This window comes from Agrobacterium sp. ES01, assembly GCF_050320885.1.
Taxonomy (GTDB): Bacteria; Pseudomonadota; Alphaproteobacteria; order Rhizobiales; family Rhizobiaceae; genus Allorhizobium.
In genome coordinates this window covers 279,761-306,587 of the sequence record NZ_JBNQTH010000004.1, presented here as the reverse complement: position 1 = coordinate 306,587, position 26,827 = coordinate 279,761, and the positions used below count along the sequence as shown (strand labels likewise).

Sequence of the window (26,827 nt, the reverse complement as noted above, 5' to 3'; positions counted from 1 at the left end):
AAAAAATACTTAACTTAAAAAACGCAACGATTTCAAACGCGCGGCAGCTTCGGACACATTCTCGCCGTAGTTTGGAAAGGGCTGATTAAGGTTTGCTTTCTATTAACAAGGTCAGATTGACAGCTTGTGTAATGGTCTCGCGTAGCATGCAGTTTTCCCGATCAAATCTTCGATATATCGCTTCCCGCAGCTCTGAAACCGGTTCCGGTGAAAGGCAATCGCCGCAGGATGAAAACCAGACGGAGGCGCACAACGCGCCGCCAACGGCAGGCATCTCCAAGAGCGGCGTCGCGCTCGATCCAGAGACGCTTCCAAGCTGGCAGCAACCATTCGTACTGGGCCGAAATGTCCGTTTCACCCGCACCCCGACGCAGATCCGGCCCGATCGTGACGCCTCGACCAGGCAAAATGCGCATCCTCCGGCATCCGACACCGGATCTTCGCCTGTTGCCGACCTGCAAGACAAGGTCGCGCAAGCGGTGACCGCCATGGCAGCCGACGAAAGCCCGATCGTTGCCGTTCCAGGCCCATATGTGATCCCCGCGCACCTGAACCTGCCGCCGCGCACCGGTTCGCCATTGCGCATTCCGCCCCGCCCACCGCGCGACAAGACGGCGGTCCTGCCCGATGTGTCAGAACTGGCAAGGCGCGCCATCGAACAGCAGTCGCCTCAAGTATCGACAGTTGCTCCGACGCCGACGCCTGCACCTGCCGTTCAAACAGAGCCGACATACCCGAAAATGCCAGAGACAGCTGTCCCCATGCCCCAAACACCAACCGCATCCGCAAAGCCGGCACGGCCGCTGGCCATCATCCCGGATCACCTGCTGTGGGAAATGCTAAGCTCAGGTGCCTCCGAACGCGCCGAAACACGGCCTGCGACGACAACCGCCCAGCCTCGCAGCTTTGCAGGCGATCTGCCAGATATCCCCTCTCCCGGAACACCGTCGCGTCCAAACGAGACTGCGTCGAGGCCGCCCGTGCATTCCTACACTGTCCCCGCCACGGCGCCAAGATTTCCGAGGGTCAAGCCCGCAGCGCCGGCGGTTCAGCATGCTGCCGCCGAAACCGAGAGCACGATTTCCGCCGTTCATCTCTACCGTCAGATCGAACTGCGCCGGACAACCGAACCCTCCTTGGACGTCGCAACAGCTGAAGCCCAGCCAGTTTTGCGCGACGAGATTGGCGAAGCAATTCAAACCGAGATTGCGCCCTTGGAAAGAGTCCCTGCGACGGTTATCCCGAGCAGGCCGGAAGTCGCCAGCCCATCGCCCTCGCCTGCATCCGCAAGGCGCTCACTATCGCCGATGTCTTTCATTCATACAGACGACTATCTCTTCCCGTCCGTCGATCTGTTGCAGCAGGCGCGCTTTGGCCATACCGGTCACATGACCCAGGAAGCACTGGAACAGAGCGCCGGTCTGCTGGAAAGCGTGCTGGAAGACTTCGGCGTCAAGGGCGAGATCATCGATGTGCGTCCGGGGCCTGTGGTCACGCTCTATGAATTCGAGCCGGCGCCCGGCGTCAAATCCTCGCGTGTGATCAACCTTGCAGACGATATCGCCCGCTCCATGTCCTCGGTCTCGGCACGCGTCGCCGTCGTTCCCGGCCGTAATGTCATCGGCATCGAACTGCCCAACAATGAGCGCGAAACGGTTTACCTGCGCGAATTGATTGAAAGTCGCGCCTATGTCGGCACCGAATACCGCCTGCCATTGTGCCTTGGCAAAACCATTGGCGGTGAACCGGTCGTGGCGGAACTTGCCAAGATGCCGCATCTGCTGGTCGCCGGCACCACAGGTTCCGGCAAGTCGGTTGCCATCAATACCATGATCCTGTCGCTGATCTATCATCTGCGGCCCGAAGAATGCCGCCTGATCATGGTCGATCCCAAAATGCTGGAACTCTCGGTCTATGACGGCATCCCGCATCTGCTGACGCCGGTCGTGACCGATCCGAAGAAGGCAGTCCTGGCGCTCAAATGGGCCGTGCGCGAGATGGAAGATCGCTATCGCAAGATGTCGAAGCTCGGCGTGCGCAATATCGACGGCTTCAACGAGCGTGTGGCCGAAGCCCGCGCCAGCGACGAGAAGATCATGCTTTCGGTCCCGGTCGGTTTCGACAAGGGCACCGGCGAACAGATCTTCGAGGAACAGGAACTCGACCTGACGGCACTGCCCTATATCGTTGTCATCGTTGACGAGATGGCCGATCTGATGATGGTCGCCGGCAAGGAAATCGAAGGTGCCATCCAGCGTCTCGCCCAAATGGCCCGTGCCGCCGGTATCCACCTCATCATGGCAACGCAGCGCCCCTCGGTCGACGTCATCACAGGCACGATCAAGGCCAACTTCCCGACCCGTATTTCCTTCCAGGTAACGTCGAAGATCGACAGCCGGACCATCCTTGGTGAACAGGGCGCTGAAAACCTTCTCGGCCAGGGTGACATGTTGCACATGAAGGGTGGCGGCCGCATTGCCCGCGTCCACGGTCCTTTCGTCGCCGACGCAGAAGTCGAAAAGGTTGTTGCCCATCTGAAGACGCAAGGGCAGCCGGCCTATCTCGGCAGCGTGACGGAAGACAGTGACGAGGACATGGAAGACGAAGACGACAGCGCCGTTTTCGACAACACGTCGATGGGTGCCGCCGGCAGTGAAGACGATGGCGACGACCTGTTCGAACGGGCCGTGAAGATCGTCCAGCGCGACAAGAAGTGCTCGACCTCCTATATCCAGCGCCGCCTCTCGATCGGATACAACCGAGCCGCCTCGCTGGTGGAGCGCATGGAAAAGGAAGGTCTGGTTGGCCCCGCCAACCATGTTGGCAAGCGCGAGATCCTCGAACCGCGCGCCCATCATGCCGTCGAGCCGCAAGCGGAAGAATAGCGATACTAGGGCCGGCCTCTCGCCGGCCCTTTTCATTTCAACACGTGCCACGCCCGGCGAGATCTTGCTGCCACCAGATCATGCCCTAGATTGGCGGTGTCACGGCCCCGGACAGCACAATCAGCAAGGACACGTAAATGTCGCCTCAATCCCCAACAGCCACCGATCTGCTTCACTGTCGCTACGGTGCGGATCAGGGAGCGAAGATCGAGCGCCACAACGAGACGGTGGAGGCCATGCTTTCGCACCGCTCCGTCCGCAGCTATCTGCCGGATCCCGTGCCGGAAGACCTGTTGCAACTGGCCATCGCCGCCGCACAGTCGGCACCGACATCCTCCAGCCTGCAGGCCTGGAGCGTCGTGGCTGTGGAGGACGAGGAAAAGCGGAGAAGGCTGGAGCAACTGGCCTCACCCAATCCCCAGATCGTTTCGGCTCCCTTATTTCTCGTCTGGATCGCCGATCTTTCGCGGCTTCGCATCATTAGCCAGTCAAACGGCAGGAGCGGAGAAGGCCTCGATTATCTGGAGAGCTTTCTCGTTGCCAGCATTGACGCGACGCTGGCCGCCCAGAACGCGCTTGTTGCCTTCGAATCCTTCGGACTTGGCACATGCTATATCGGCGGCATGCGCAATCATCCGTCCGAGGTCGCGGAACTGCTGGGCCTGCCCCCGGAAAGCATGGCGGTGTTCGGCATGACTGTCGGCTACCCGGACCCGGCGATCAAGACTGCGGTGAAACCGAGACTCCCACAATCGCTCGTCCTGCATCGGGAACACTATCGGTCCGGGGCTGTCGAACGGGATTTAGACGGCTATGACGAGACCATGCGTGCCTTCCAGAGCGCCCAGGATATGGCTGTTCGCGGCTGGACAAAGGTCGTCGCCAACCGTATTGGCGATGCGCAGTCGCTGCACGGTCGGCACCTCTTGTCCGCGATCATGCGGCGAATGGGTTTCAAGATTAGGTAGCGAGGCGACTGCAAGAGCCCTGCCGCAAGCCCCGATCGGCAGGCAACTTGCAAACCACCGCTTGGCGGTCACCACGGCGTTCCCCCGTCTCATATCGGGGTGCCGCACGCGCATCTAACGAAGAGTTGACCACACCAAGCACCTCCGATTGCGGCGTTTGTAACGTTGAGACCTTAGATCTCGATGAGAGCATACCGAAATGGAGGAAAAGATGACCAGCAGACGAACCAGCCTATGGCACAGCGCAGCCGCGGCCACCATAGCCTCAATACTCGTATCCGGCACCGTCGTTATGACGACCACGGCAGCGCTCGCCCAGTCCATCAATGCCGGCGACCGCCAGCCCGTGTCGGAATTGCCCTTTACCGTCACTGAGGTCGGCGAGTTCGACACACCCTGGTCGATCGCCTTTCTGCCGGATGGCCGTATGCTGGTCACGGAAAAGCCCGGCGCGATGTATCTGGTCACCCAGGACGGCGGCAAGATTGAAGTCGAAGGCATGCCGCAAGTCAGCTATTCCGGCCAGATAGGCATGCTCGATGTCGCACCGGCGCCGAGCTTCGCCGACGACAACAAGATCTATATTTCGTATGTCGGACCGGGCGAAGGCGGCAGCATTCTGGAACTGGCCACGGCGACACTTTCCGAAAGCGGCGGCAAGGCATCCCTTGTCGATCTCAATGTCATCTTCCGCCAGACACCGCCGGGCGGTCGCGGCCAACCGGGCGGCATCATCGCTTTCTCGCCCGACAATCAGCATCTTTTTCTCTCGACCGGCGACCGCATGGTACCGGATCGGGCGCAAGACCCGGATGACACCGCCGGCAAGATACTCAGACTGAACCTTGACGGCTCCACACCGGACGACAACCCGAACGCCGACAAGGGTGGCGTCCAAGCCATGACCTGGAGCATGGGCCACCGCAACCCCTACGGCCTCGCCTTCGCACCCGACGGTCGTCTCTGGGAACACGAGATGGGGCCAAAGGGCGGGGACGAGTTCAACCTGATCGAGGCAGGCAAGAATTATGGCTGGCCGGAGGTCTCGAACGGCAGCCAATATAGCGGCACCCCGATTCCTGACCATTCGACGCGTCCGGAATTTGCGGCACCGCCGCTTTACTGGACGCCGGTGATCGCGCCAGCCGGCCTGACATTCTACGAGGGCGACATGTTCCCTGAGTGGAATGGCTCTGCCCTGATCGGTGGTCTGGCCGCCACCACATTGGTGCGCGTGGCCTTCGACGGCAGCGGCAATCCCGACGAGGCCGAACGCTATGACATGGAGGCCCGTATCCGTGACGTCGCGGTAGGGCCGGACGGTGCAGTCTGGCTGGCCGTCGATGACAGCCCGGCCCCACTCCTGAAGCTCACGCCGAAAGCCGAGTGAGCCAGACGGGGCAATAAACAAAGCCGGGGCGCGTGGCACCCCGGCTTTTCTTCCTTCTGCAGAACGGATCAAACGTAACGATTGACCACGTTTTCCAGATATTCCTGACGACCCGACTTTGGCTCGGGATTGATGTTGTCCTTCTCGACCTTCGCCGCGATCTCTTCCAGTGTGTATTCACCGCGCAGCATCTTCTGGGCCTCCGCCGAGTTCCAGCCGGCATAACGCTCGTCGAGTGGCTTCTGCAGAGCGCCGTCCTCCACCATCTTCGCAGCCGCTTTCAGGCCACGGGCGCAGCAATCCATGCCACCGATATGGCCAATCAGCAGGTCTTCGGCATCGATGGACTGGCGACGAAGCTTGGCGTCGAAATTGGTGCCCCCGGAGGTAAATCCGCCGGCCTGCAGCACCTGGTAATAGGCAAGCGCCATTTCCGGGACATTGTTGGGGAACTGGTCCGTGTCCCAGCCCGACTGGTAGTCATTGCGGTTCATGTCGATCGAGCCGAATATGCCGAGCGCATTGGCAAGTGCCAGTTCATGCTCGAAGGTGTGCCCCGCCAGGATTGCATGGCCCTGCTCGATGTTCATCTTCACTTCGTTTTCGAGGCCATACTTCTTGAGGAAACCATAGACCGTTGCAACGTCGTAGTCATACTGGTGCTTGGTCGGCTCCTGCGGCTTGGGCTCGACAAGGATTGCGCCCTTGAAACCGATCTTGTGCTTGTACTCGACCACCATGTGCAGCATGCGCGCCATCTGGTCGAACTCGCGCTTGAGATCGGTGTTGAGCAGCGTTTCATAACCTTCGCGACCGCCCCATAGCACGTAGTTCTCGCCGCCCAGCTTCATGGTGGCATCCATGCAGGTCTTGATGGTGGCAGCCGAATAGGCAAATACATCCGGATCCGGATTGGTCGATGCGCCGGACATGAAGCGGCGGTTGGAAAACAGGTTGGCCGTGCCCCACAGAAGCTTGACGCCGGTCTCTTCCTGCTTCTGGGCAAAGTAGTCGACGATCTCGTTGAGGTTCCTGGTGTTCTCGGCAAAGGTCTTGCCTTCCGGCCGAACATCGGCATCGTGGAAGCAGTAATAGGGCGACCCCAAGAGCTGGAACATCTCGAAGGCCACGTCGGCTTTCAGCTTTGCCTTGTCCATCTCGCCATCATACCAGGGTCGGTCGAAGGTGCGCCCACCAAAGGGATCGCCGCCCTCCCAGGCAAAGGAATGCCAATAGGCAACGGCAAAGCGCAGATGATCTTCCATGCGCTTGCCCATGACGATTTCGTCCGGGTTGTAATGACGAAAGGCCAGCGGATTGGTGCTGTCAGGGCCTTCATACTTGATCTTGGAAATGTTGCCGAAAAATCCTGTCGACATGGATGACTCCTCCTTGTGTGTCGAAATTTGAAACTGGGTGAAACTGCCCTCCCTACCCCTCCCGACAAGGGAGAGGAAATTTGCCTCCGCCTCACCCGCTGCCTAAAGCATGCGGGCCAGGCATGGTGTCTCCCCTTGTGGAAGAGATGGCTGACAAACCAGAGGGGATCTAGAAAATTCACATCCCCTTGAGCGCTGGATAAAATGCCCGGTAACGGCCATAGGCCTCCGCATAGGCATCTGAAAGCGCCGAGACCGGCTCAACCGTCTCAGCGGTCTGAGGTGCCGCACACACGGCTACCGGATCAGCACCGGTTGCTGCGATCAGGCCAAGACGGGCAGCGCCGAATGCTGCGCCGAAATCGCCATCCGCTGGAATATCGACCGGAATGCCAAGAGCGGTCGCAATCGAAGACAGCCAGTACCGCGAGCGTGACCCGCCTCCGATGGCCGTCACGCGCTGGATGCTGGTGCCAGCGGATTTCAGGGCCTCAAGATTGTCACGAATGGCAAAGGTCACACCTTCCAGCACAGCCTGCGTCATCGCCGGTCTGCCGGACTCGTGGCCGAGCCCCATGAAGGCACCGCGGATCTGCGCGTCATTGTGGGGGGTCCGCTCACCGGAGAGATAAGGCAGGAAGGTCACGCTGCCGGGCGCCTTGAGATCGTTGCCCAGTTCGGTTGTCAGATCGCCGGCACCTCTGTCGGTCACGCCGGAAAGCCAGTTGAGCGCATCGGACGCAGACAGAATAACGCCCATCTGGTGCCAGGTCTGCGGCAGCGCATGGCAGAAGGCGTGGACTGCACTTTCCGGTTTTGGCAGATAGGATGCGTTGGCCGCAAAGAGCACACCGGAGGTGCCAAGCGACACAAAGGCATTGCCTTCCGCCACCGTGCCCATACCGCAGGCAGAGGCTGCATTGTCGCCGGCACCGCCAGCGATCACCACTTTATCGCCCATGCCCCACTCAGCGGCAAGCTCGGCCCGAAGCGTGCCGGCCTGTTCGGTGCCCTCGACCAGACCCGGCATCTGGCCTTCAACCAGATCCGTCGCATCAAGCAACTCGTCGGACCATTTGCGCGCGCCGGTATCAAGCCAGGAAGTGCCGGCAGAGTCCGACATTTCAGACAAATGCTCGCCCGAAAGCCAAAGCCGCAGATAATCCTTCGGCAGCAATACCTTGGCCACAGCCTCAAACGCCTCAGGCTCGTTATTGCGCACCCAGACGAGCTTCGGTGCAGTAAAGCCCGGAAAAACGATATTGCCGGTCAGCTTGCGAAAGATCGGATTGGCATCCAGCTCGGCTGCCTCTTTCCAGGATCGCGTGTCATTCCAAAGAATGCAGGGGCGGATGACCTCGTCGGAAGAATCGACCAGCGTCGCGCCGTGCATATGGCCGGAAAGGCCAATGCCCTTCACCGCTGCCAGTTCCTTGGCGAAGTTCTGCTTGAGGCTGGCAACAGCGTCCTTGGTTGCCTTGATCCACCAGGCAGGGTCCTGCTCCGACCAGCCGGGATGCGGGCGACTGACGTCGAGTGTGCCGTTGCCGACGCCAACGACCCGCTGATCCCCATCGATCAGCATCGCCTTCACGCCTGACGTGCCAAGATCCAGTCCAAGATACATGCCTTACTCCCTAATTTGTCTTTGCCCTTACGGCAGATTGTCTCTCAAGAAGATGTCGAGGCGAATGCGCTCTTGCGCTGCCACGATCTGAAGATTGTCGGCTTTCGCCGTGAGCACGCGAATGGCGCTGCGAATTTCATGGCCAGGATCCTGGTTCAGCACCGCATCGATGACGCCGCTCTTCAGTGCTTCGCGCGTGGTATTGGTCAACTCGTGGACGATGACGGAAATATGTTCGCCTTCGCTACGCGCCGATATTGCCCTTACAAGACCGCGATTACCGGCACCCAGGCTGTAAAGACCCAGAATATTGCGATGTTCGCCAAGCGCTGAGGACACCATCCGCTCGGCCCGCTCGGGCTCGTCCCAGCCTTCGAGAATTGGCAGGATATTAAGCTTTGGAAACTCCGTATTGAGGACGGCTGAGAAACCTTCCAGACGTTCGCGATGGTCACGTACCAGCATGGAACCGGCCAGCACCGCGACCGATCCACGGCGGTCTCGCAAAAATCGTCCGAGTAGGCTGGCCGCTGTTCGGCCGGCCGCCAGATTGTCGATGCCGGCATAATGCACCCGTTTGGAGCCGAGAAGATCGGAAACGAGGGTAACGCAGGCGATACCCTGTTCCGCCAGACGGTCGATCGCGGCTGCGACGACGGGCGACTCCACCGCCACGAGCGCCACGCCATCGGGCCTTTCTTCGGCAAGTCCATCCAGGATGGCTGCAAGCGACTTGGCATCGAAGGCACGGACATCGACGATGCGGATCGACGTTCGTTCGAACTTTGCCCGCTGTGCCGCTTCCATTGCTTCGGCTCTCAGCGCCTCCATGAAGGAATTATTGCCGGTCGGCAAAATCAGAACGAAGGAATAGCTGCGGCTCTTCGCCAGATTGGCGGCATTCACGTCGCGCACGAAACCCAGCGCCGAAATCGACTCCTCGACCTTGACCCTTGTGACTTCTCGCACGCCCGGACGGTCGTTCAAGACACGGTCAACCGTTGCCAGGCTCACGCCGGCATGGGCCGCAATATCATGCACCGTTGGTTTCATGTCTCCTCCGGCGCACACCTGTAACGAAGTTTTTGAGGTACGTAAATCAAAAATCTGCAAATGCGCAGAGTGAGACTGATCCAGCGCTTTCGCAAGCAAACAAGCCGCCGCCCCTCAGGGGGACGACGGCTTGCTTGCAGGCGGTGGATAGCGTGGGATACGTGCGCGCGGTCAGTGGCCTCCGCCACCCGACGCACTGCCCTGCGGCGCCGGCTTGTCGATGAAGGAGACGCCGAGGATCATCAGCGAGAACAGCACCGTCAAAAGCAGAAACACATCCGAGAAAGACATGACGACGGCCTGCTGCGTGACCATGCCGACCATCTTCTTGATGGCGATGGTCGGACCGTCCATGCCAAGCGCATTGAATTTGTTGGTCAGGTCGGTCAGCATGTTTTCTGCAGCGGGCTTGCCCCATTCCACGCCTTCGCGCAGACGCTGGTAATGCACATCCTGACGCGTGGTCAAAATCGTATTGATGATCGCCAGACCGACAGCCCCGCCGAGGTTACGCGTGAGGTTGAAAAGCCCCGACGCACCGCGGATCTTTTGTGGAGACAGGGTGCCAAGCGCAATATTGTTGATCGGCACCATGCACATCATCAGGCCAAAGCCACGCAGGATCTGGGGAATGAAGAGCTCCCAGAAATCCCAGTCAGCGGTAATACCGGTCATCAGATAGGTGCCGGCAGCAAAGCTGACAAAGCCGATCGCCATCATCAAGCGCAAATCGAGAAGGGACGCCAACCGACCCGCAATCGGCGCAGTCATGAACATGGCGAGACCGGAGACGAACATGGTCTCCCCGATCATCAACGCATCATAACCGCGGATAGCGCTCAGATAGACGGGATAGATATAGGTCAAGCCATACAGACCAATTCCCATCACGAAGGAGAATATCGATCCGAAGGTGAAGTTGCGGTTGGCAAAAGCGGTCAGATCGACGACCGGAAAATCCACGGTAAAAGCCCGGTAGAAGAAAATGATGCAACCGATCGCCGATGCGATTGCGGCCAGCATAATCATTTCATCGTTGAACCAGCCATTGGCATTGCCCTCTTCCAGAACATATTCCAGCGCGCCAAGGAAGATCGCCATTGCTGCCAGACCCCACCAGTCGAACCGTTTGAAGAGCTTCAGGTCGGGTTTGTCGAAGTCGATGAAATTATACGTGACGATGGTCACGATGATCCCCGGCACGATATTGACGAGGAACAGCCAGTGCCAGGAAAATGCATTGGACAGATAGCCGCCGACGGTCGGGCCGATGGTAGGCGCCAGCGTGGCAATCAGGCCGATGATCGGCGAGACGATATTGCGCTTGGACGGCGGGAAGATCGTGAAGGCAGCAGCAAACACCGAAGGGATCATGCCACCGCCGATAAAACCCTGGATCGCCCGGTAGACGATCATCTGGTCGATATTGGTCGCTGTCGCGGCCAGCGCGCTCGCCGCGGTAAAACCGGCAGCCGAAAACGCAAAGAGGTAGCGCGTCGAGACGATGCGCGCCAGGGTGCCCGACAGAGGGATCATGATCACCTCGGCGATCAGATAGGAAGTCTGCACCCAGGCGATCTCGTCGGATCCGGCCGACAGGCCTGCCTGGATTTCAGATAGTGAGGCCGAGACGATCTGGATGTCGAGGATCGACATGAACATGCCAAGCACCATCGCGAAGAAGGCAATCAGCTTGCGTGGATCCATAGCTTCGTCGGCAGGCGCGGTCGATGCCACGCCCGCAGCAGGATTAGCAGTCTCAGCCATGACTGACCTCTTTACTCGGTCGCGCTTTTCGGAGCCGTCCGCTTGTCGACATCGACAACCACGCTCAGGCCCGCCCGCAGACGACCGCTTTCAAGCGCTTCCTTAGGCAGAGAAATGCGAACAGGAATGCGCTGAATGATCTTTGTGAAGTTGCCGGTGGCGTTTTCGGGTGGCAACAGAGAGAAGACCGAACCGGACGCTGGCGAGATTGACTCGACCGTTCCCTCAATCGGATCGTCTCGATAGGCGTCGGCCACAACTCTCACCTTTGAACCCGGCACCAGACCGTCAAGCTGTGTTTCCTTGAAGTTCGCAGCGACATACAAATCTTCGGTCGGCACAAGCGCCATCAACTGATGGCCACTGGAGACAAGATCGCCGATCTGGACGGAGCGATTGCCGACAATGCCGTTATAGGGCGCCTTCAAAACCGTGAAATCGAGATTGCGCTCTGCTTGCTGCAGCGAAATTTCCGCGGAGTGCACGGATGCTTCGGCCTCGGCGCGCTGCGCCTTAAAAACAGCAATCTGCGCTTCGGCAGATGCGATATTGGCGTCAGCTCCGGTGACATTGGCCTTTGCTTGGGCAAGCGTCGACTTCGCACTGTCGAGATCGGCTGTCGAGACAACCTTCTGCTTCTGCAGATTGGTGACACGGTCGAAGGACAGCTGTGCCAGGTCAAGGCTGGCGTCGGATGCTTCTCTCTGAGCCTTGGCCTGCGCAAGCGCTGCATCGCCGCCCTTGATCTGGGCGTCGATACGATCAACGGTCAGCTGCGCGCTATTCAGCTGCGCCTTGGCCTGTTCCACAGCAATCTTGTAGTCGCCATCATCGAGAGTAACGAGAACATCGCCCTTTTTGACGTGCTGGTTATCCTGCACGGCAACCGATGCGACATATCCGGACACCTTCGGCGAGATCTCGGCGATATCTCCCTGTATATAGGCGTCATCGGTCGAGATCTGGAAACGATAGTCGGTAAACCAGTTATAGCCATACCAGCCAGCGCCACCGAGAAGCGCGATAACGATGACCGGCATGATCAGGCTGCTACGCTTTTTCTTGGCCGGCGCTGCCGGCTGCTTCGCCTGAACCGTCGTCTGATCGACGGGCGCGCCGGCATCGGCCCGGGCCGCATCGTTTTGGACGTTATCCGTTTGATCGACAGTCTCAACTGCGCTCACGGGACGAATTGCGGCATTTCTGTTGTTGATGGACATGATCTCGGACCAATTGAGGAGAAACTAATTCGAACTAAACCGTTCGGTTCGATTGACATAGTCATATTACTCGCCCATATCAAGCATTATCTAATTGAAACGTTCCAAAAAGTTAACGAACGAGTATCCAATGAGCGGAATACCAAAAAAAGCCAATCCCGACGCCTCGCAGGACAAGCCTTCGCAAGGGCAAGGCCGCTATGCAGCGGGCGAGGATCCGGTCAAGCGCGAGCAGATACTCGACGGTGCGAAATCCGTCTTCATGCGACTTGGCTTCGATGCCGCAAGCATGAACGACGTGACACGAGAGGCGGGTGTTTCGAAAGGAACCGTCTACGTCTATTTCAGCAGCAAGGAAGAACTTTTCGCTGCATTGATCAATCGCGAGAAGAGCTTGTTCAGCATGAAGCTGCGCGACGTGATAGCGGAAAGCAACGATGTGGCCGATGCTCTCTACCAGTTCGGAATAACCTTCGTCACACAGATGACAGGCACCGGAATGGTCCCGGCCATGCGCACCTTGCTGGGCGTGATCGACCGGATGCCCGGCCTATGCAAAAACTTCTTCGCGGCCTCGCCGATCAATGCAGTGACGGTTCTGATAGAATTTTTTAATCGGCCCGATGTCAAGGCGCGCCTGGATATCGACGACAGGGAGCTTGCAGCACGCCAGTTCATCGACGCCTGCAGCGCGACATTTTTCAAAAGCCGCCTTTTGGATGAGATTTTGGCCACTCCGCCTGACAAAGAAGTGCATCGCTATGTGTCGCGGGCGGTAGACATGTTCATGCGGTTCTATACCCGCAAGCCCTGACGCAGGCTGCGCTCGGCCACGTTGCCGCGACATCGCCTTTGCACCTTAAGTAATCCATGCTAGATCCGTGCGACAAGCAACCGGATCGGATTTCATGCAGGATATTGTGCTCCTTGTTCAAGACCCTGCTGCGTGGATAGCGCTTCTGACGCTCGTCGTTATGGAAGTCGTGCTCGGCATCGACAATCTGGTCTTTATCTCCATCCTCACCAACAAGCTGCCCGAAGCACAGCGCGTGCCAGCCAGGCGCGTCGGCATTGGTCTTGCTCTGGTGTTAAGGCTTCTTCTGCTGGGAACGGTCGCCTGGATTGTTCAACTGACAGCACCCCTGTTCACGGCCTTTGGTCATGGCTATTCCTGGAAGGACCTGATCCTCATTGCAGGCGGACTGTTCCTCGTCTGGAAGGCCACCAAGGAAATACACCACAATGTCGATCCGGAAGACGACAAGGAAGATTTCATCGCCTCCTCGGCCACGACCACACTGACTGCGGCCATCGGCCAGATCCTCATTCTTGACCTGGTCTTCTCCGTCGACAGCATCATTACGGCCGTCGGCATGACCGATCATTTACCGATCATGGTCACGTCGGTCATCGTCGCCGTCACCGTCATGCTGGTTGCTGCAACGCCGCTTGCCAACTTCATTGAAAAGAACCCGACGATCGTCATGCTCGCGCTCGGCTTCCTGCTGATGATCGGTATGACGCTGATCGCCGATGGCATGGGCTTCCATGTGCCCAAGGGCTACATCTATGCAGCCATGGCCTTTTCCGGTCTGGTGGAAGGGCTCAATATGCTCGCACGCCGCAAACGCCGCTCTGACAAATCGAGACAGTAAGCTGACCCAAAAAGAGAAAAGCCTGCATTGGCGGATGCAGGCTTTTCAGGGCGGGGACTTTGGGTATAGGTGTCGCCGATAGTCCAAGTGGGGGGCTCTCGACTACCGCTTCCTTGAACACGAAGAAAAACAGGATGACGAAACGCCGTCTTGATTTTCACCGTCTTCGCAGTTGCGACCGGCAACACACTGAGCAGATAATGCGGGTGCGAAAAAAAGGTTCCGGGAAAAATGAGATTTTTTTCAAGAGCACGTTTTTTTGCTCGTTGAAGGCAATCCGCAAAGGCACCGTTGCGGCGCTTTCCCTTGACGTACCCCCTTGAATGTGGCCTAAGGCCAGCCGAACGGAAGAGCGCGGAAAAGCCGCCATTTGCTTGCCGCCTGCTCCGCAATTCAACCGATTTCCCGCGACCTTTGGCACTGCCTCTGTGTTGCCCGCACGTCAGCAAGAGCAAAAACCCATGACCACTTCCGGCGTCCGCGTCCGTATCGCACCCTCTCCCACAGGCGAACCGCATGTCGGCACCGCCTATATCGCTCTGTTCAACTATCTCTTCGCCAAGAAACACGGCGGCGAATTCATCCTGCGTATCGAAGACACCGATGCAACACGCTCCACGCTCGAATTCGAGCAGAAGGTGCTGGATGCATTGAAGTGGTGCGGTCTCGACTGGAAGGAAGGCCCGGACGTCGGCGGCCCCTACGGTCCCTACCGCCAGTCCGACCGCAAGGATCTTTACCAGCCCTATGCGCAGGAGCTGCTCGACAAGGGTCATGCCTTCCGTTGCTTCTGCACCCCGGAACGTCTGGAGCAGATGCGCGACGCCCAGCGTGCCGCCGGCAAGGCACCCAAATACGACGGCTTCTGCCTACATTTGAAGGCGGAAGAAGTGACCGCCAAGATGGAAGCGGGCGAAAGCTCCGTCATCCGCATGAAGATCCCGACCGAAGGATCCTGCGACTTTACCGATGGCGTCTATGGTCCGGTCTCGATCCCGTATGACTCTGTCGACATGCAGGTTCTGGTCAAGGGCGACGGCATGCCGACCTATCACATGGCCAATGTTATCGACGACCATGCGATGAAGATCACCCATGTCGCCCGCGGCGAGGAGTGGCTGTCGTCTGTGCCCAAGCACATCCTGCTCTACCGGTATTTCGGCTGGCAGGAACCGACCTTCATGCACCTGTCGCTGATGCGCAATGCCGACAAGTCGAAGTTGTCGAAGCGCAAGAACCCGACATCGATTTCCTACTATTCGGCGCTCGGCTATCTGCCGGAAGCACTGATGAACTTCCTCGGCCTGTTCTTCATGCAGATCGGTGAAGGCGAGGAAGTGCTGGATATGGAGGAACTGGCCGCTCAGTTCGATCCCGAAAATCTCTCCAAGGCCGGTGCCATCTTCGACATCCAGAAACTCGACTGGCTGAACGGCCGCTGGCTGCGCGAAAGGCTCTCCGAAGAGGAGTTCATCTCCCGCACGCTCAACTGGGCGATGGAGAATGAACGCCTGAAGGCCGGCCTGAAGCTCTCGCAGTCGCGCATCTCCAAGCTGGGCGAGATCCCGAACCTGGCCGGCTTCCTTCTGCAGTCCGATATGGAGCCGAAGCCGGAAGCCTTTGCCGCGCTCAAGAAGACCTCGCCGGAAGAAACGCTGGAGATCTTGAAGGCCGTCCAGCCGGCGCTGGAAAAGCTGATCGAGTGGAATGTCGAGACGATCGAGCAGTGCCTGCGCGAGCTCTCCGAAGAAATGGACAAGAAGCTGCGCATCGTCGTTGCTCCACTCTTCGTCGCCATGTCCGGCACCTCGCGCTCGCTGCCACTGTTTGACAGCATGGACATCCTCGGCCGCTCGGTCGTGCGCCAGCGCTTGAAGACCGCCGAAAAGGTCGTGGCCGCAATGGTGGCCGCGCAGTAAAAAAGCCCCTCCCCACAAGGGCAGGGCCAGACAGAACCAGCCGCGAAGGCAGCGCTGGAACGCAAACGAGACAATTGCCCGATAGGCGAGACCGATATGACCGACCAGAAGACAGACACCGCACTTTCCTCCGACCCGACAGAGGTCCGCCGTCAGAAACTCGCCCAGTTGCGCGAGAAGATCGGCGACGTTTATCCGGCCCATTTTCACCGCACCATCACCAATGCGGAACTGGCGGAGAAATATGCGGATCTCGCAGACGACACCGAAACCGGTGACGTCGTGACCATTGCCGGCCGCGTCTTTTCCGCGCGCAATTCGGGCATGTTCATCGATCTTCGCGACGCCTCGGGCAAGATCCAGGTCTTCTCCCACAAGGACACCACACCTGAGGAAGCCCGCGAACTGCTGCCGATGATCGATCTCGGTGACATCATAGGCGTGACCGGCGTCGTGCGCCGCACCAAGCGGGGCGAACTGACGGTCAACGCCCAGAAAATCACCATGCTGACCAAGACGCTTCTTCCGATGCCGGAGAAGTGGAACGGCATTGCCGACGTCGAAATCCGCTATCGCAAGCGCCACCTCGACATCCTCAGCAATGACGACTCCAAGCTGCGCTTCCAGCAGCGCTCGCAGATCATCTCCGGCGTGCGTCGCTTCATGGAAGACGACGGCTTCATGGAAGTCGAAACGCCGATGCTGCATTCGGTCTATGGCGGTGCCTCGGCCGATCCGTTCAAGACCCACCACAATACGCTGAAGCAGGACATGTATCTGCGTATCGCGCCGGAACTGTTTTTGAAGCGCACGCTGGTCTCGGGCCTCACCGACAAGGTGTTCGAGGTCAACCGCAACTTCCGCAACGAAGGCGTCTCCACCCGGCACAATCCTGAATTCACCATGATGGAATGCTACTGGGCCTATGCCGACTACGAGGACATCATGGATCTCGTCGAGCGGCTGTTCGAGAGCCTGGCGATCAAGATCCACGGCTCTTCCGAATTTGCCTATGGCGAACACCAGATCTCGTTCAAGGGTCCCTTCAAGCGCGTGCCGATGCCCGAAGCCGTCAAGGACGTGACCGGCATCGATTTCCTTGCGATGAAGACGGATGAAGAAGCCCGCGCTGCCGCCAAGGCCGCCGGCTTCGAGGTCGAGAAGGACTGGACCTGGGGCGAATGCCTTGCCTTCATCTTCGAGGAAAAGGTCGAAGGCACGCTGATCCAGCCGAGCCACGTCACGCATTTCCCCAAGGACATCTCGCCCTTTGCCAAGGAAGTGCCGGGCGAACCGCGCCTGGTCGAGCGCTTCGAGACCTATTGCAACGCCTGGGAACTGGGCAATGCCTTCTCCGAACTGAATGATCCGGAAGAACAGCGCCGCCGCATGGTGGATCAGCTGGAACAGGCTCATGCCCGCGGCGAGACGGAAAAGCAGCTCGACGACGAATTCCTCGACGCCATCGATCAGGGCATGCCGCCCGCCGGCGGTCTCGGCATTGGCGTCGACCGCCTGATCATGCTCTTGACCAATGCGCCGTCGATCCGCGACGTGATCCTCTTCCCGGCACGCCGCGCCAGGGACTGAGTTCGCCACAGCATGCTGAACTGAAAAAGGCTTCTTCCCGTCGGGAAGAAGCCTTTTTTGTTGGATCATGAGGGCGTGTAAAATGCCGTGCAGAGCCTTCAGTGACCCGAGTCTGCGGTCGCCTCGTCATGAGCGGAATTGCTCGCCTTGGGCGGTAGATAATCGGAATCTTCTGCCGGGACGTCAGGAGTCGAGGGCTCATTATGCGCCGTATCGTCCGACAGCTTTTCGGCATCGGCCGCGGCCTTACGCTTCAGCTTGGCGAGCCAGGCCGCTCCCGCTTGATCCGCGTCACCGCCAGCTTCCGGCACATCCTTAGCCATCACTTCTTCCGGAAGCTCACCCTCATGGTCGCCGCTATTGCTCCAGACCATATCTTTCAATGAACCGAGCCAACCCTTGCCGTCCTCGGCAGCAGGTTCGGCGTCATGACCGGTATCTGCAGCCTTAGCTTCTTCGACGGGTGCCTCTGCATCGCTCACGGTTGGGTGGTCATTGGCTTCCGCGGGCTGCTCGTGGCCGCTGGATGGCTCTCCATGGGCAGTTTCACCATGCGCCGTTTCGCCATGAGGAGACTTCTCAATTGACACACCCTGAGCATCACCATGCGGCACCGTGCCATGATCGGCCGGAGCCTCACCATGGGCCACCGGCGCAGCACCCTCTGATCCGTCTACCCCATGCGCTTCAGCCGGAGCGTCCTCTCCGCCAAAAACCATGCCCTTGATCGATGCGAACCATCCGCCGCTTTCCGCTGGCGCAGGTTCACCATGGGAGGCGTCAACCTCATGGCCGCCTTCGGCGGGTGCAGCGTCCCCATGGCCGCTGTCCGTGGCGTGACCATCGCTTTCGCCATGGCCGGCGCCCGCATCTTCTCCGTGCCCTGCAGCTTCACCGTGACCCGCCGCTGCCTCACCATGTCCGGCAGGTGCTTCGCCGTGGCCTGCCACCGCACCATGGTCACCCTCGGTCTCGACCTCGGGCTTGATGCAATCGGTACGATCGTCAAGCTTGGCAAACAGCGCGTCGATCTCTGCCTCCGGTAGCGACAGACGCTCGCCATAAAACTGGCCATCGGCGCTGGCCTGTTTGTCGACGAAACGCGCGGTCAGTTTTTCCGTACCGGCTTCTTCCGGCACTTTGCTGGGGTCGGGAATATAGACAACATCGGCACCGATTGCGCGGCCACGCATGCCGGCGCGGTCTGTCGGACCATTCTTGTCGAGAACCACGACTTGAACGAGATCCGGTTTCTCGGCTTCATAGACGGCAGCGGCCACACGCAAGGCGGTCTTGACCCGCGCCAGACCGTCACCTGGCTCGGTCGACACATATTTGCGGATCCAAAAGCGGTCTTTCTTGGTAATCTGGACGGTCTTGATCTCAGTGCAGGCCATGCCATTCAATTCGGCATAGGATGGACCAAGCAATGTGTCGGCACCGATAAACACGGCAGCAGCGCCGGTGCCGCCCAGCAGCACCAGAACGCCTCCGACAACAATGACCAGTTTCCGGGACAGATGAATGCGCCCGAAAAGACCCTTTACGCTGGGCATACCCAATTGAGGCCACTCCACTGATTTACGCTATACTTGGCGCAGACCCTGACAGCTTTCTCTTGAGGAAGGTTTAACCTGCGGACTGATGAGCACACTCCCCGTCTGCTTTTTTGGCACAACTCGAGTTTTCGCTTTTGCGAACCGCTCGCAACTGACTTGACAACACAGAAATTGGGCATAGGTTAAATGCAAATAAGTCGCAAAAGCGGAGAAATGCATGCCCAGACTGCTGGCGATCCTGTTTGCTCTCGCCACCTGCATCACGCCCTTGAAGGCACAGGCCACTGAGCGGCTGAAGGTCATCACCACCTTCACCGTGATCGCTGATATGGCAAAGAATGTGGCGGGGGACGCAGCCGACGTCGACAGCCTTCTGAAACCCGATGCGGAAATTCATAACTACCAACCGACGCCCCGCGATATCCTGAAGGCAAGCGGCGCAGGTCTGGTCCTGTGGAACGGGCTGAACCTCGAGCGCTGGTTTGAAAAGTTCCTTACCAATCTGCGGGACGTGCCAAGCGCCGTCGTCAGTGACGGCATAGATCCGATGAGCATTTCCGGCGGCGCCTATGATGGCAAGCCCAATCCGCATGCCTGGATGTCTCCCGACAATGCCGTGATCTATGTCGACAACATACGCAAGGCGCTCAGCGATGCCGACCCGGCCAATGCCGACACATATGCTGCCAATGCCAAGGCCTACACGGCCAGGATCAAGGCTGAGATCGATCCGCTCAAACAGGCGATTGACAGCCTGCCGCAAGATCGCCGCTGGCTGGCGACCAGCGAAGGGGCCTTCTCCTATCTTGCACGAGATCTGGGTTTGAGAGAACTATTCCTCTGGCCGATCAACGCCGACAGCCAGGGCACCCCCCAGCAGGTCCGCGCCATCATCGACGCCATGCGCGAACACGAGGTCGTCGCCATCTTCTCCGAAAGTACCGTTTCCGACAAGCCGGCCCGGCAGGTCGCATCCGAAACCGGTGCCCGCTATGGCGGAGTGCTCTATGTGGATTCACTCAGCAGCGAAGACGGACCTGTACCGACCTATATTGACCTCCTCAAGGTGACCGTCTCGACGATCGTGAAAGGTCTGTCGCAATGATCATGTCCGGGGGGACGCGCAAGAAGGGCGCGGGGCTATCGGTTAGCAAAATCTCCGTGACCTACCGCAATGGACACACGGCGCTGAAAAATGCGAGCTTTTCGATACCGAATGGAACCATAACTGCACTCGTCGGTGTGAATGGTGCCGGCAAGTCGACCCTGTTCAAGGCCATCATGGGCTTTGTGCCGCTGGCCGAAGGGGCAATCTCCATTCTCGGCATGCCGGTACGAGAAGCACTCGCCAAAAATCTCATCGCCTATGTTCCGCAAAGCGAAGAGGTGGACTGGAATTTCCCGGTCCTTGTCGAGGATGTCGTGATGATGGGGCGCTACGGCCATATGAACTTCATGCGCATCCCCGGCAAGCGCGACCGTGCTCTGGTCGATGACGCCCTCAAGCGCGTCGGCATGATCGACTATCGCAAACGCCAGATCGGCGAATTGTCCGGCGGCCAGCGCAAGCGCGTGTTTCTGGCACGGGCGCTGGCACAGGAAGGCCAGGTGATCCTGCTCGACGAGCCGTTTACCGGGGTCGACGTCACCACCGAAGAGCAGATTATCGCATTGCTGGGTGAACTGCGCCGCGAGGGTCGGATCATGCTGGTCTCGACCCACAATCTCGGCAGCGTCCCGGATTTCTGCGACCGCACCGTCTTCGTCAAGGGGACCGTCCTGGCCGCCGGTTTGACCGCTGACACCTTCACCGAAGAGAACCTGAAGAATGCCTTCGGCGGCGTGCTGCGTCATTTCGTTCTCGGCGGTCGCGACTTGCACGACGATGCTGACCGGCGCGAACTGACGGTCATCACCGACGACGAACGCCCCTTCGTGATCTACGGCGAACCGCGCACTGGTGAGGGGAACAATGAGCGTTCTTCTTGAGCCCTTCAGCTATCAATATATGGTCAATGCCATCTGGGTCAGTGCGCTGGTCGGTGGCGTCTGCGGCTTTCTCTCCGCCTATCTGATGCTCAAGGGCTGGTCGCTGATTGGCGACGCGCTTTCGCATTCCATCGTACCCGGCGTGGCCGGTGCTTACATGCTCGGCCTGCCCTTTGCACTCGGCGCGTTTCTATCCGGCGGTCTTGCCGCCATAGCCATGCTCTTTCTCAACCAGCGGACCCGCCTGAAGGAAGATGCCATCATCGGTCTGATCTTCACTTCCTTCTTTGGCCTTGGCCTGTTCATGGTTTCCGTCTCGCCGGTGCCGGTGAACATCCAGACGATCATCATGGGTAATGTGCTGGCGATCACGCCTGCCGATACGCTTCAGCTCGTGCTGATCAGCAGCGTCACGCTTGTCATTCTGGCATTCAAGTGGAAGGACCTGATGGCGGTCTTCTTCGATGAAAATCACGCCCGTTCAATCGGTCTCAGGCCTGATTTTCTCAAGGGCCTGTTCTTCACTCTCCTTGCGGCCTCGACCGTCGCGGCACTTCAAACCGTTGGCGCCTTCCTCGTTATCGCCATGGTGGTGACACCGGGGGCGACAGCCTATCTGCTGACAGATCGCTTTCAGAGGCTGATTGTGCTGGCCGCAGCAATAGGAGCTGCCACCAGTCTCGTCGGCGCCTATGCGAGCTACTTTCTCGACGGCGCAACCGGCGGCATCATTGTCGTGCTGCAAACATTGATCTTTCTTTCAGCCTTCGTCTTTGCGCCCAAGCACGGTCTCCTCGCCAGCCGGCGCAAGGCGAGGCGCGCGCTCGGCACAAAAGCGGGGAACACATGAGCGATACCCTGGCCTTTGCCCTCTTGCCCTTTCAACTGCCCTTCATGCAGACAGCTTTTCTCGTCACGCTGATGATCGTCATCCCGATGTCGATCCTGTCTGCCTTTCTCGTGTTGAAAGGCTGGTCGCTGATGGGAGATGCGGTGTCCCATGCGGTCCTGCCGGGCATCGTCCTTGCCTATATGCTCAACCTGCCACTGGCACTGGGAGCCTTTGCGGCGGGCATGGTCTGTGCGGTTGCCACCGGCTACCTCAAGGAAAACAGCCGCATCAAGGAAGACACCGTGCTTGGAATTGTCTTCTCAGGAATGTTCGGGCTTGGCCTCATTCTCTATCTGAATGTCGAAAGCGACGTGCATCTCGATCACATCCTGTTTGGCGATATGCTGGGCATTCAGATGAGCGATCTTCTGCAAACAGGCCTCATTGCATTGGCAGCCACCGCCTTCCTCGTTCTTTGGCGCAAGGATCTGTTGGTCCATGCCTTCGACCCTCAGCATGCACGCGCCATCGGCCTGCCGGTGCGTTTCCTGCATTATGGGCTGCTGGCTGTTCTCTCGCTGACCGTGGTCGGTGCCCTGAAGGCGGTCGGCATCATTTTCTCGGTCGCCATGCTGGTGGCACCAGGCGCAATCGCGTTCCTTCTGACGCGACAGTTCACCGCAATGCTGATCGTCTCCGTGGCCATTGCCTGCGGATCATCCCTGCTCGGCATCTATCTGAGCTTCATCCTCGACAGCGCACCGGCACCCACCATCGTCCTGCTTTTGACCGCCACTTTCATTTTTGCCTTCGTCCGGACCGTTCGACGGGCGGGGCGCGCAACAGATACTCCAGTTGTGAACGCAAAATAGGCAGACGATCTGCGTTCGGCCCTCCGCTTCGCCGCTAGCAATAGATCTGATATTTCTCCCGGATTGCCCTGTCGGCATCGGCATCGATGGTCGAAAGCGGAGCGATCTCAAGAATGCGGTTCTTCCGGGCAATGGCTTTCTGCAACAGATCCGGCCGGCCATTCTCCACCCACTCCTTGGGGCTCGTTCGGTCGGCAACGGCTGGATAGATATATTCAGTCTGCATCAGCTCCAGCGTCTGCGGGTCGCCCAGATAGTGGCCGGGGCCCTCCAGACACACCGATCGCATGGTCTCGATCGACAGGCTGTCCTCTGTCACATCGATGCCGCGGATACACCGCTGCGCCTGTCCCAACAGGTCGTCACCCAGAACAAGACTTTCCAGCGAAAAGCCCAGCAGCGAGGCATGCATGCCGACGGACTCGTAGACGAGGTTCAGCCCGGCAAGACCGGCGAGCACATTGGAAATTCCCTGTTCCCATCCTGCCTGCATGTCCGGCAACTTGGAATCTGCAATACCGGCAGCCGCACCGCCCGGCAGATCGTAGAAGCGGTGCATCTGGGCAAGCCCCGCAGTCAGCAAAGCCTGTTCGCCTGACCCGCCCGACATGGCACCCGTGCGAAGATCCGAAACGAAAGGCCATGTTCCGAAGATCGCCGGGTGACCGGGTGCCATGGCATTGACATAGACCACGCCAGCCAGGCACTCGGCGACCGCCTGGACAATGGCAGCGGCCAGAGGAGCCGGTGCCGTGGCGCCCGCCTGCCCCGCCGATAACAGCAGCACCGGCATGCCGGCACGAATGCAGGCCTCCATGGTAATGCAGCTTTCCTCGGCGAACTTCATGGGCGGCACGACGAAACAGTTGGAATTCGACACGAACGGCCGCGCCCGCCACTTGTCCTCGCCACCTGCGATCATGTGCAGGACATCGAAACAACCCTCGACATGGGCGGGATCGGAAAAACTCGTCCCCACATGCTTGGTCGTCCCCGCACAGCAGGCATAGAGCGTGTTGATATCCATCAGGAAATTGTCCGCGACATCGCGGCACACCATTGCGCGCTGGAAAAAATGCACATTGTCGAGATGCTGCACCAGACGGGCAGCATCGAGCAGATCCCTGGAGGTCGATTCCCGATACTCGCGCTTTTCGCAATCCACTACATGTACGGCAGCACCTGCCGTTCCATAATGAACGCGGGTGCCGGACAACTGCATATCGTGCTTTGGATCACGGCCAAAAAGCGTGAGGTTGCGCGCGGCAAGCGCCAACATGTCCTCCACCAGCGCCCGGGGAAACCGAAGCCGCCCGTCATCGCCCAACAAGGCACCCGCCTTCGTCATGATTTCCACGCCCGACTTTGGCGCATTGGCAAGGCCAATCTGTTCCAGGGCGTCGAGGGCTGCTTCATGTATGCGAAGAACATTGGCGTCGGTCAGGGGTTTGTATTGCCCGCCCGAGAGACCGGGTCTAACCGGCCGGATATTCTCCGCAAGCGGTGAACTGCGCATGGCCACCCGTGCGGCACGTCCGCCGCTGCGACGCGATGGCACCACTGCGCAACCGGGCCCCATGTCCCCCAAGCTGCTGGAGGGCACCTCAGTCGATCCAAGTTCTTCAATCATGGTACCCTCCCAAAATGTTCGGTTCTGCCTAGACCCGCACGCGCTCGGCGCTCGGATCATACATCGGCTTCAGCGATGCCTCCGCCGGGAACCGTTCGCCGGCGATCTCGATTTCGTATGTGGACGACAGAACATCGGCAGCCGTCTCCCCGGCACAGGGCACATAGCCCATGCCGATGGCACCGCCGAGGAAATGACCGTAATTACCTGACGTCACCGGACCGATGATCTTGCCATCGCGCACCAGTGCCTCGTTGTGAAAGAGCAGCGGCTCGGGATCCTTGAGCCTGAACTGCACCATGCGGCGCGTCAGTCCATCGTCCTGTTTCCTGAGAACGGCATCGCGCCCGATGAAGTCGCCCTTGGCCGTCTTCACAGCAAAGCCGAGGCCCGCTTCCAGCACGTGATCCTCATCCGTGATGTCGTGACCGAAATGGCGGAAAGCCTTTTCGATACGGCAACTGTCGAGCGTATGCAGACCGCAAAGCGTCAAGCCGACATCCGCACCCGCCTCTTCCAGTGCCTCGAACACATGCGCGGCCTGATCGGTTGATACATAAAGCTCCCAGCCGAGTTCGCCCACATAGGTGACGCGGTGCGCGCGGGCGATCCCCATTCCGACCTCGATCTCGCGGGCGGTACCGAAGGGATGCGCCGCGTTGGATAAATCATCCGGGCTCACCTTGGCCATCAGATCGCGCGCCTTGGGACCCATGACGCATAGCACGCTTTCTGAAGCCGTAAGGTCGGTCACGACAACGAATTCATCCGTTAAAATATGCCGGCGAAGCCAGGCGAGATCGCGCTGCAGCGTGGCTGCAGGAACCACCAGGAAGAAGGCCCTCTCGGACAATCGTGTGACCGTCAGATCGCTCTCGATGCATCCTCTGCCATTCAGCATCTGGGTGTAGACAATGCGTCCGTTCGGCACATCCATCTGGTTGGCGCACAGCCGTTGCAGGAAGGACAGGGCATCGCGTCCCTCCACCCGGATTTTGCCGAATGAGGTCATGTCGAAAAGACCTACATTCTCGCGCACTGCCATATGCTCGACCCGCTGGTTTTCAAACCAGTTCTGGCGCTTCCAGCTATATTGGTATTCCGGTTTCTGCCCCTCTTTGGTGAACCAGTTGGCACGCTCCCAGCCAGCGACCTCGCCAAAGACGGCACCGCGATTTTTCAGATGTTCGTGAATGGGCGAGCGTCGCACACCGCGTGCCGTCTCCATCTGGCGGTAGGGAAAATGATCGGCATAAAGCAGACCCAGCGTTTCGGTCACCCGTTCGCGAAGATAGGCACGGTTCTTCTGGAACGGCTGGGCACGACGGATATCAACTTCCCACAGATCGAAGGGCGGCTCGCCATCGTTCATCCACTGCGCCAGCGCCATACCCGCACCGCCAGAGGACACGATACCGATGGAATTGTAGCCGGCGGCCACCCAGTAGCCCTTCAGCTCCGGTGCCTCCCCGAGATAATAGCGGTCATCAGGCGTGAAACTTTCCGGGCCGCAGAAGAATGTGTGGATGCCGGCCGTTTCCAGCATGGGCAAACGGTTGATCGCCATCTCCAGGATCGGCTGAAAGTGATCGAAATCATCCGGCAACTGGTCGAAACAGAAATCGGCGCGAATGGCCTCTCCCTTGGGCGGCCAGGCCTTGGCCTTGAGCTCGAAGGCACCCAGCAACAGCTTGCCTGCATCTTCCTTGTAGTAGGCCTGTTCGTCGGGGACGCGCAGCACCGGCAATTGCTTCAGTCCGGCCACGGGTTCGGTGACGATGTAGAAATGCTCGCAGGCATGCAGTGGAACAGTCACGCCGGACTTGGCCGCGAAGTCTCGGCCCCACATGCCAGCCGCATTGACGACATGCTCCGTCTCGATCGTATATTGCTCGCCGTTCTGCGCGCATACGACCCCGGTTACCCGTCCGTCCACGGTTAGCACATCGACAACCTGCACCCCTTCGATGACCGTGGCGCCGAACTGGCGCGCGCCCTTGGCAAGGGCCATGGCGATATTGGCCGGATCGCATTGCCCATCAAGCGGCAGATGCACCGCTGCAACTGCATCGGCGATATTCAAATGCGGATACATCGCCTTCGCTTCATCGGGCGAGATTTCTTGGACGTCTATCCCGAATGCCCGGGCAAGCGATGCCTGGCGATAGATCTCCTGTTTGCGTTCTTCGGTCAGTGCGACGGTGATCGACCCGTTCTGCTTCATGCCGGTGCCGATACCGGTCTCGTCTTCAAGCTTGACGTAGAGATCGCGCGAATATTTGGCGAGGCGCGTCATATTCTGGCTGGAACGCAACTGGCCGATCAGCCCGGCGGCATGCCAGGTCGTCCCGCACGTCAGCTGCTTGCGCTCCAGAAGCACGACATCCGTCCAGCCCAGCTTGGCCAGATGATAGGCCACCGAGCAGCCGGAAACGCCCCCACCGATAATGACCGCGCGCGCTTTGGAAGGGATCGTCTTGCTCATACTTCAA

19 protein-coding genes are annotated in these 26,827 nt (G+C 59.1%); 11 read left to right on the top strand and 8 right to left on the bottom strand.

What is annotated here, in order from left to right:
* Positions 1–146 precede the first annotated feature (146 nt).
* The 3 genes from ACQQ2Q_RS14320 (at position 147) to ACQQ2Q_RS14310 (ending at position 5,243) form a co-directional block, all read left to right on the top strand.
* Positions 147–2,885 (top strand): DNA translocase FtsK, encoded by a 2,739-nt coding sequence (locus tag ACQQ2Q_RS14320; protein WP_428187773.1) that lies wholly within the window; start codon positions 147–149, stop codon positions 2,883–2,885.
* A gap of 137 nt (positions 2,886–3,022) precedes the next feature.
* Positions 3,023–3,853 (top strand): NADPH-dependent oxidoreductase, encoded by an 831-nt coding sequence (locus tag ACQQ2Q_RS14315; protein ID WP_428187772.1) that lies wholly within the window; start codon positions 3,023–3,025, stop codon positions 3,851–3,853.
* 211 nt (positions 3,854–4,064) lie between these two features.
* Positions 4,065–5,243, top strand: coding sequence for a PQQ-dependent sugar dehydrogenase (locus ACQQ2Q_RS14310; protein ID WP_428187771.1), 1,179 nt, complete (start codon positions 4,065–4,067; stop codon positions 5,241–5,243).
* A 68-nt stretch (positions 5,244–5,311) separates the two neighbouring features.
* Here the strand turns inward: ACQQ2Q_RS14310 and xylA are convergent, their stop codons facing one another.
* From xylA to ACQQ2Q_RS14285, 5 genes are all read right to left on the bottom strand, one after another.
* Positions 5,312–6,622 carry a xylose isomerase gene (gene xylA / locus ACQQ2Q_RS14305; protein ID WP_428187770.1) on the bottom strand — a complete coding sequence of 437 codons (1,311 nt, stop codon included), beginning with the start codon at positions 6,620–6,622 and terminating at the stop codon, positions 5,312–5,314.
* Between the two features lie 178 nt (positions 6,623–6,800).
* The gene (gene xylB / locus ACQQ2Q_RS14300) at positions 6,801–8,249 is read right to left on the bottom strand and encodes a xylulokinase (protein ID WP_428187769.1); all 1,449 of its coding nucleotides are present in this window, start codon (positions 8,247–8,249) and stop codon (positions 6,801–6,803) included.
* Positions 8,250–8,276: 27 nt separating this feature from the next.
* A complete protein-coding gene (locus ACQQ2Q_RS14295) occupies positions 8,277–9,302 on the bottom strand; it encodes a LacI family DNA-binding transcriptional regulator (RefSeq protein ID WP_428187768.1) in 1,026 nt (341 codons plus the stop codon).
* A 171-nt stretch (positions 9,303–9,473) separates the two neighbouring features.
* Positions 9,474–11,069, bottom strand: coding sequence for a DHA2 family efflux MFS transporter permease subunit (locus ACQQ2Q_RS14290; protein WP_428187767.1), 1,596 nt, complete (start codon positions 11,067–11,069; stop codon positions 9,474–9,476).
* 11 nt (positions 11,070–11,080) lie between these two features.
* The gene (locus ACQQ2Q_RS14285; protein WP_428187766.1) at positions 11,081–12,289 is read right to left on the bottom strand and encodes an HlyD family secretion protein; all 1,209 of its coding nucleotides are present in this window, start codon (positions 12,287–12,289) and stop codon (positions 11,081–11,083) included.
* 130 nt (positions 12,290–12,419) lie between these two features.
* Here ACQQ2Q_RS14285 and ACQQ2Q_RS14280 point away from each other — a divergent pair, with 130 nt between their 5' ends.
* From ACQQ2Q_RS14280 to lysS, 4 genes are all read left to right on the top strand, one after another.
* Positions 12,420–13,103, top strand: a complete 684-nt coding sequence (locus ACQQ2Q_RS14280; protein ID WP_428187765.1) for a TetR/AcrR family transcriptional regulator — start codon at positions 12,420–12,422, stop codon at positions 13,101–13,103.
* A 94-nt stretch (positions 13,104–13,197) separates the two neighbouring features.
* A complete protein-coding gene (locus ACQQ2Q_RS14275; protein WP_428187764.1) occupies positions 13,198–13,944 on the top strand; it encodes a TerC family protein in 747 nt (248 codons plus the stop codon).
* 461 nt (positions 13,945–14,405) lie between these two features.
* Positions 14,406–15,863: a glutamate--tRNA ligase gene (gene gltX / locus ACQQ2Q_RS14270; RefSeq protein ID WP_428187763.1), complete on the top strand. Its 1,458-nt coding sequence runs from the start codon at positions 14,406–14,408 to the stop codon at positions 15,861–15,863.
* A gap of 96 nt (positions 15,864–15,959) precedes the next feature.
* The gene (lysS, locus tag ACQQ2Q_RS14265; protein ID WP_428187762.1) at positions 15,960–17,453 is read left to right on the top strand and encodes a lysine--tRNA ligase; all 1,494 of its coding nucleotides are present in this window, start codon (positions 15,960–15,962) and stop codon (positions 17,451–17,453) included.
* Positions 17,454–17,551: 98 nt separating this feature from the next.
* Here the strand turns inward: lysS and ACQQ2Q_RS14260 are convergent, their stop codons facing one another.
* Positions 17,552–19,015 (bottom strand): hypothetical protein, encoded by a 1,464-nt coding sequence (locus tag ACQQ2Q_RS14260; RefSeq protein ID WP_428187761.1) that lies wholly within the window; start codon positions 19,013–19,015, stop codon positions 17,552–17,554.
* A gap of 214 nt (positions 19,016–19,229) precedes the next feature.
* Here ACQQ2Q_RS14260 and ACQQ2Q_RS14255 point away from each other — a divergent pair, with 214 nt between their 5' ends.
* From ACQQ2Q_RS14255 to ACQQ2Q_RS14240, 4 genes are read left to right on the top strand one after another with little or no spacing between them, the layout of a single operon-like run.
* The gene (locus ACQQ2Q_RS14255) at positions 19,230–20,117 is read left to right on the top strand and encodes a metal ABC transporter substrate-binding protein (protein WP_428187760.1); all 888 of its coding nucleotides are present in this window, start codon (positions 19,230–19,232) and stop codon (positions 20,115–20,117) included.
* The gene (locus ACQQ2Q_RS14250; RefSeq protein ID WP_428187759.1) at positions 20,114–21,001 is read left to right on the top strand and encodes a manganese/iron ABC transporter ATP-binding protein; all 888 of its coding nucleotides are present in this window, start codon (positions 20,114–20,116) and stop codon (positions 20,999–21,001) included. The genes ACQQ2Q_RS14255 and ACQQ2Q_RS14250 overlap by 4 nt, the downstream gene beginning before the upstream one ends.
* Positions 20,985–21,851 (top strand): metal ABC transporter permease, encoded by an 867-nt coding sequence (locus tag ACQQ2Q_RS14245; RefSeq protein WP_428187758.1) that lies wholly within the window; start codon positions 20,985–20,987, stop codon positions 21,849–21,851. The genes ACQQ2Q_RS14250 and ACQQ2Q_RS14245 overlap by 17 nt, the downstream gene beginning before the upstream one ends.
* A complete protein-coding gene (locus ACQQ2Q_RS14240; protein ID WP_428187757.1) occupies positions 21,848–22,705 on the top strand; it encodes a metal ABC transporter permease in 858 nt (285 codons plus the stop codon). Before ACQQ2Q_RS14245 ends, ACQQ2Q_RS14240 begins: the two co-directional genes overlap by 4 nt.
* Before the next feature lie 34 nt (positions 22,706–22,739).
* On the opposite strand, the gene ACQQ2Q_RS14235 is transcribed toward ACQQ2Q_RS14240, so the two are convergent.
* Together ACQQ2Q_RS14235 and ACQQ2Q_RS14230 are read right to left on the bottom strand one after the other, a co-directional pair.
* Complete coding sequence (locus tag ACQQ2Q_RS14235; RefSeq protein ID WP_428187988.1) at positions 22,740–24,284, bottom strand: trimethylamine methyltransferase family protein; 1,545 nt, start codon at positions 24,282–24,284, stop codon at positions 22,740–22,742.
* Between the two features lie 79 nt (positions 24,285–24,363).
* On the bottom strand, positions 24,364–26,820 hold the full coding sequence (locus ACQQ2Q_RS14230) for a GcvT family protein (RefSeq protein WP_428187756.1): 2,457 nt from the start codon (positions 26,818–26,820) through the stop codon (positions 24,364–24,366).
* Between the last annotated feature and the right edge of the window lie 7 nt (positions 26,821–26,827).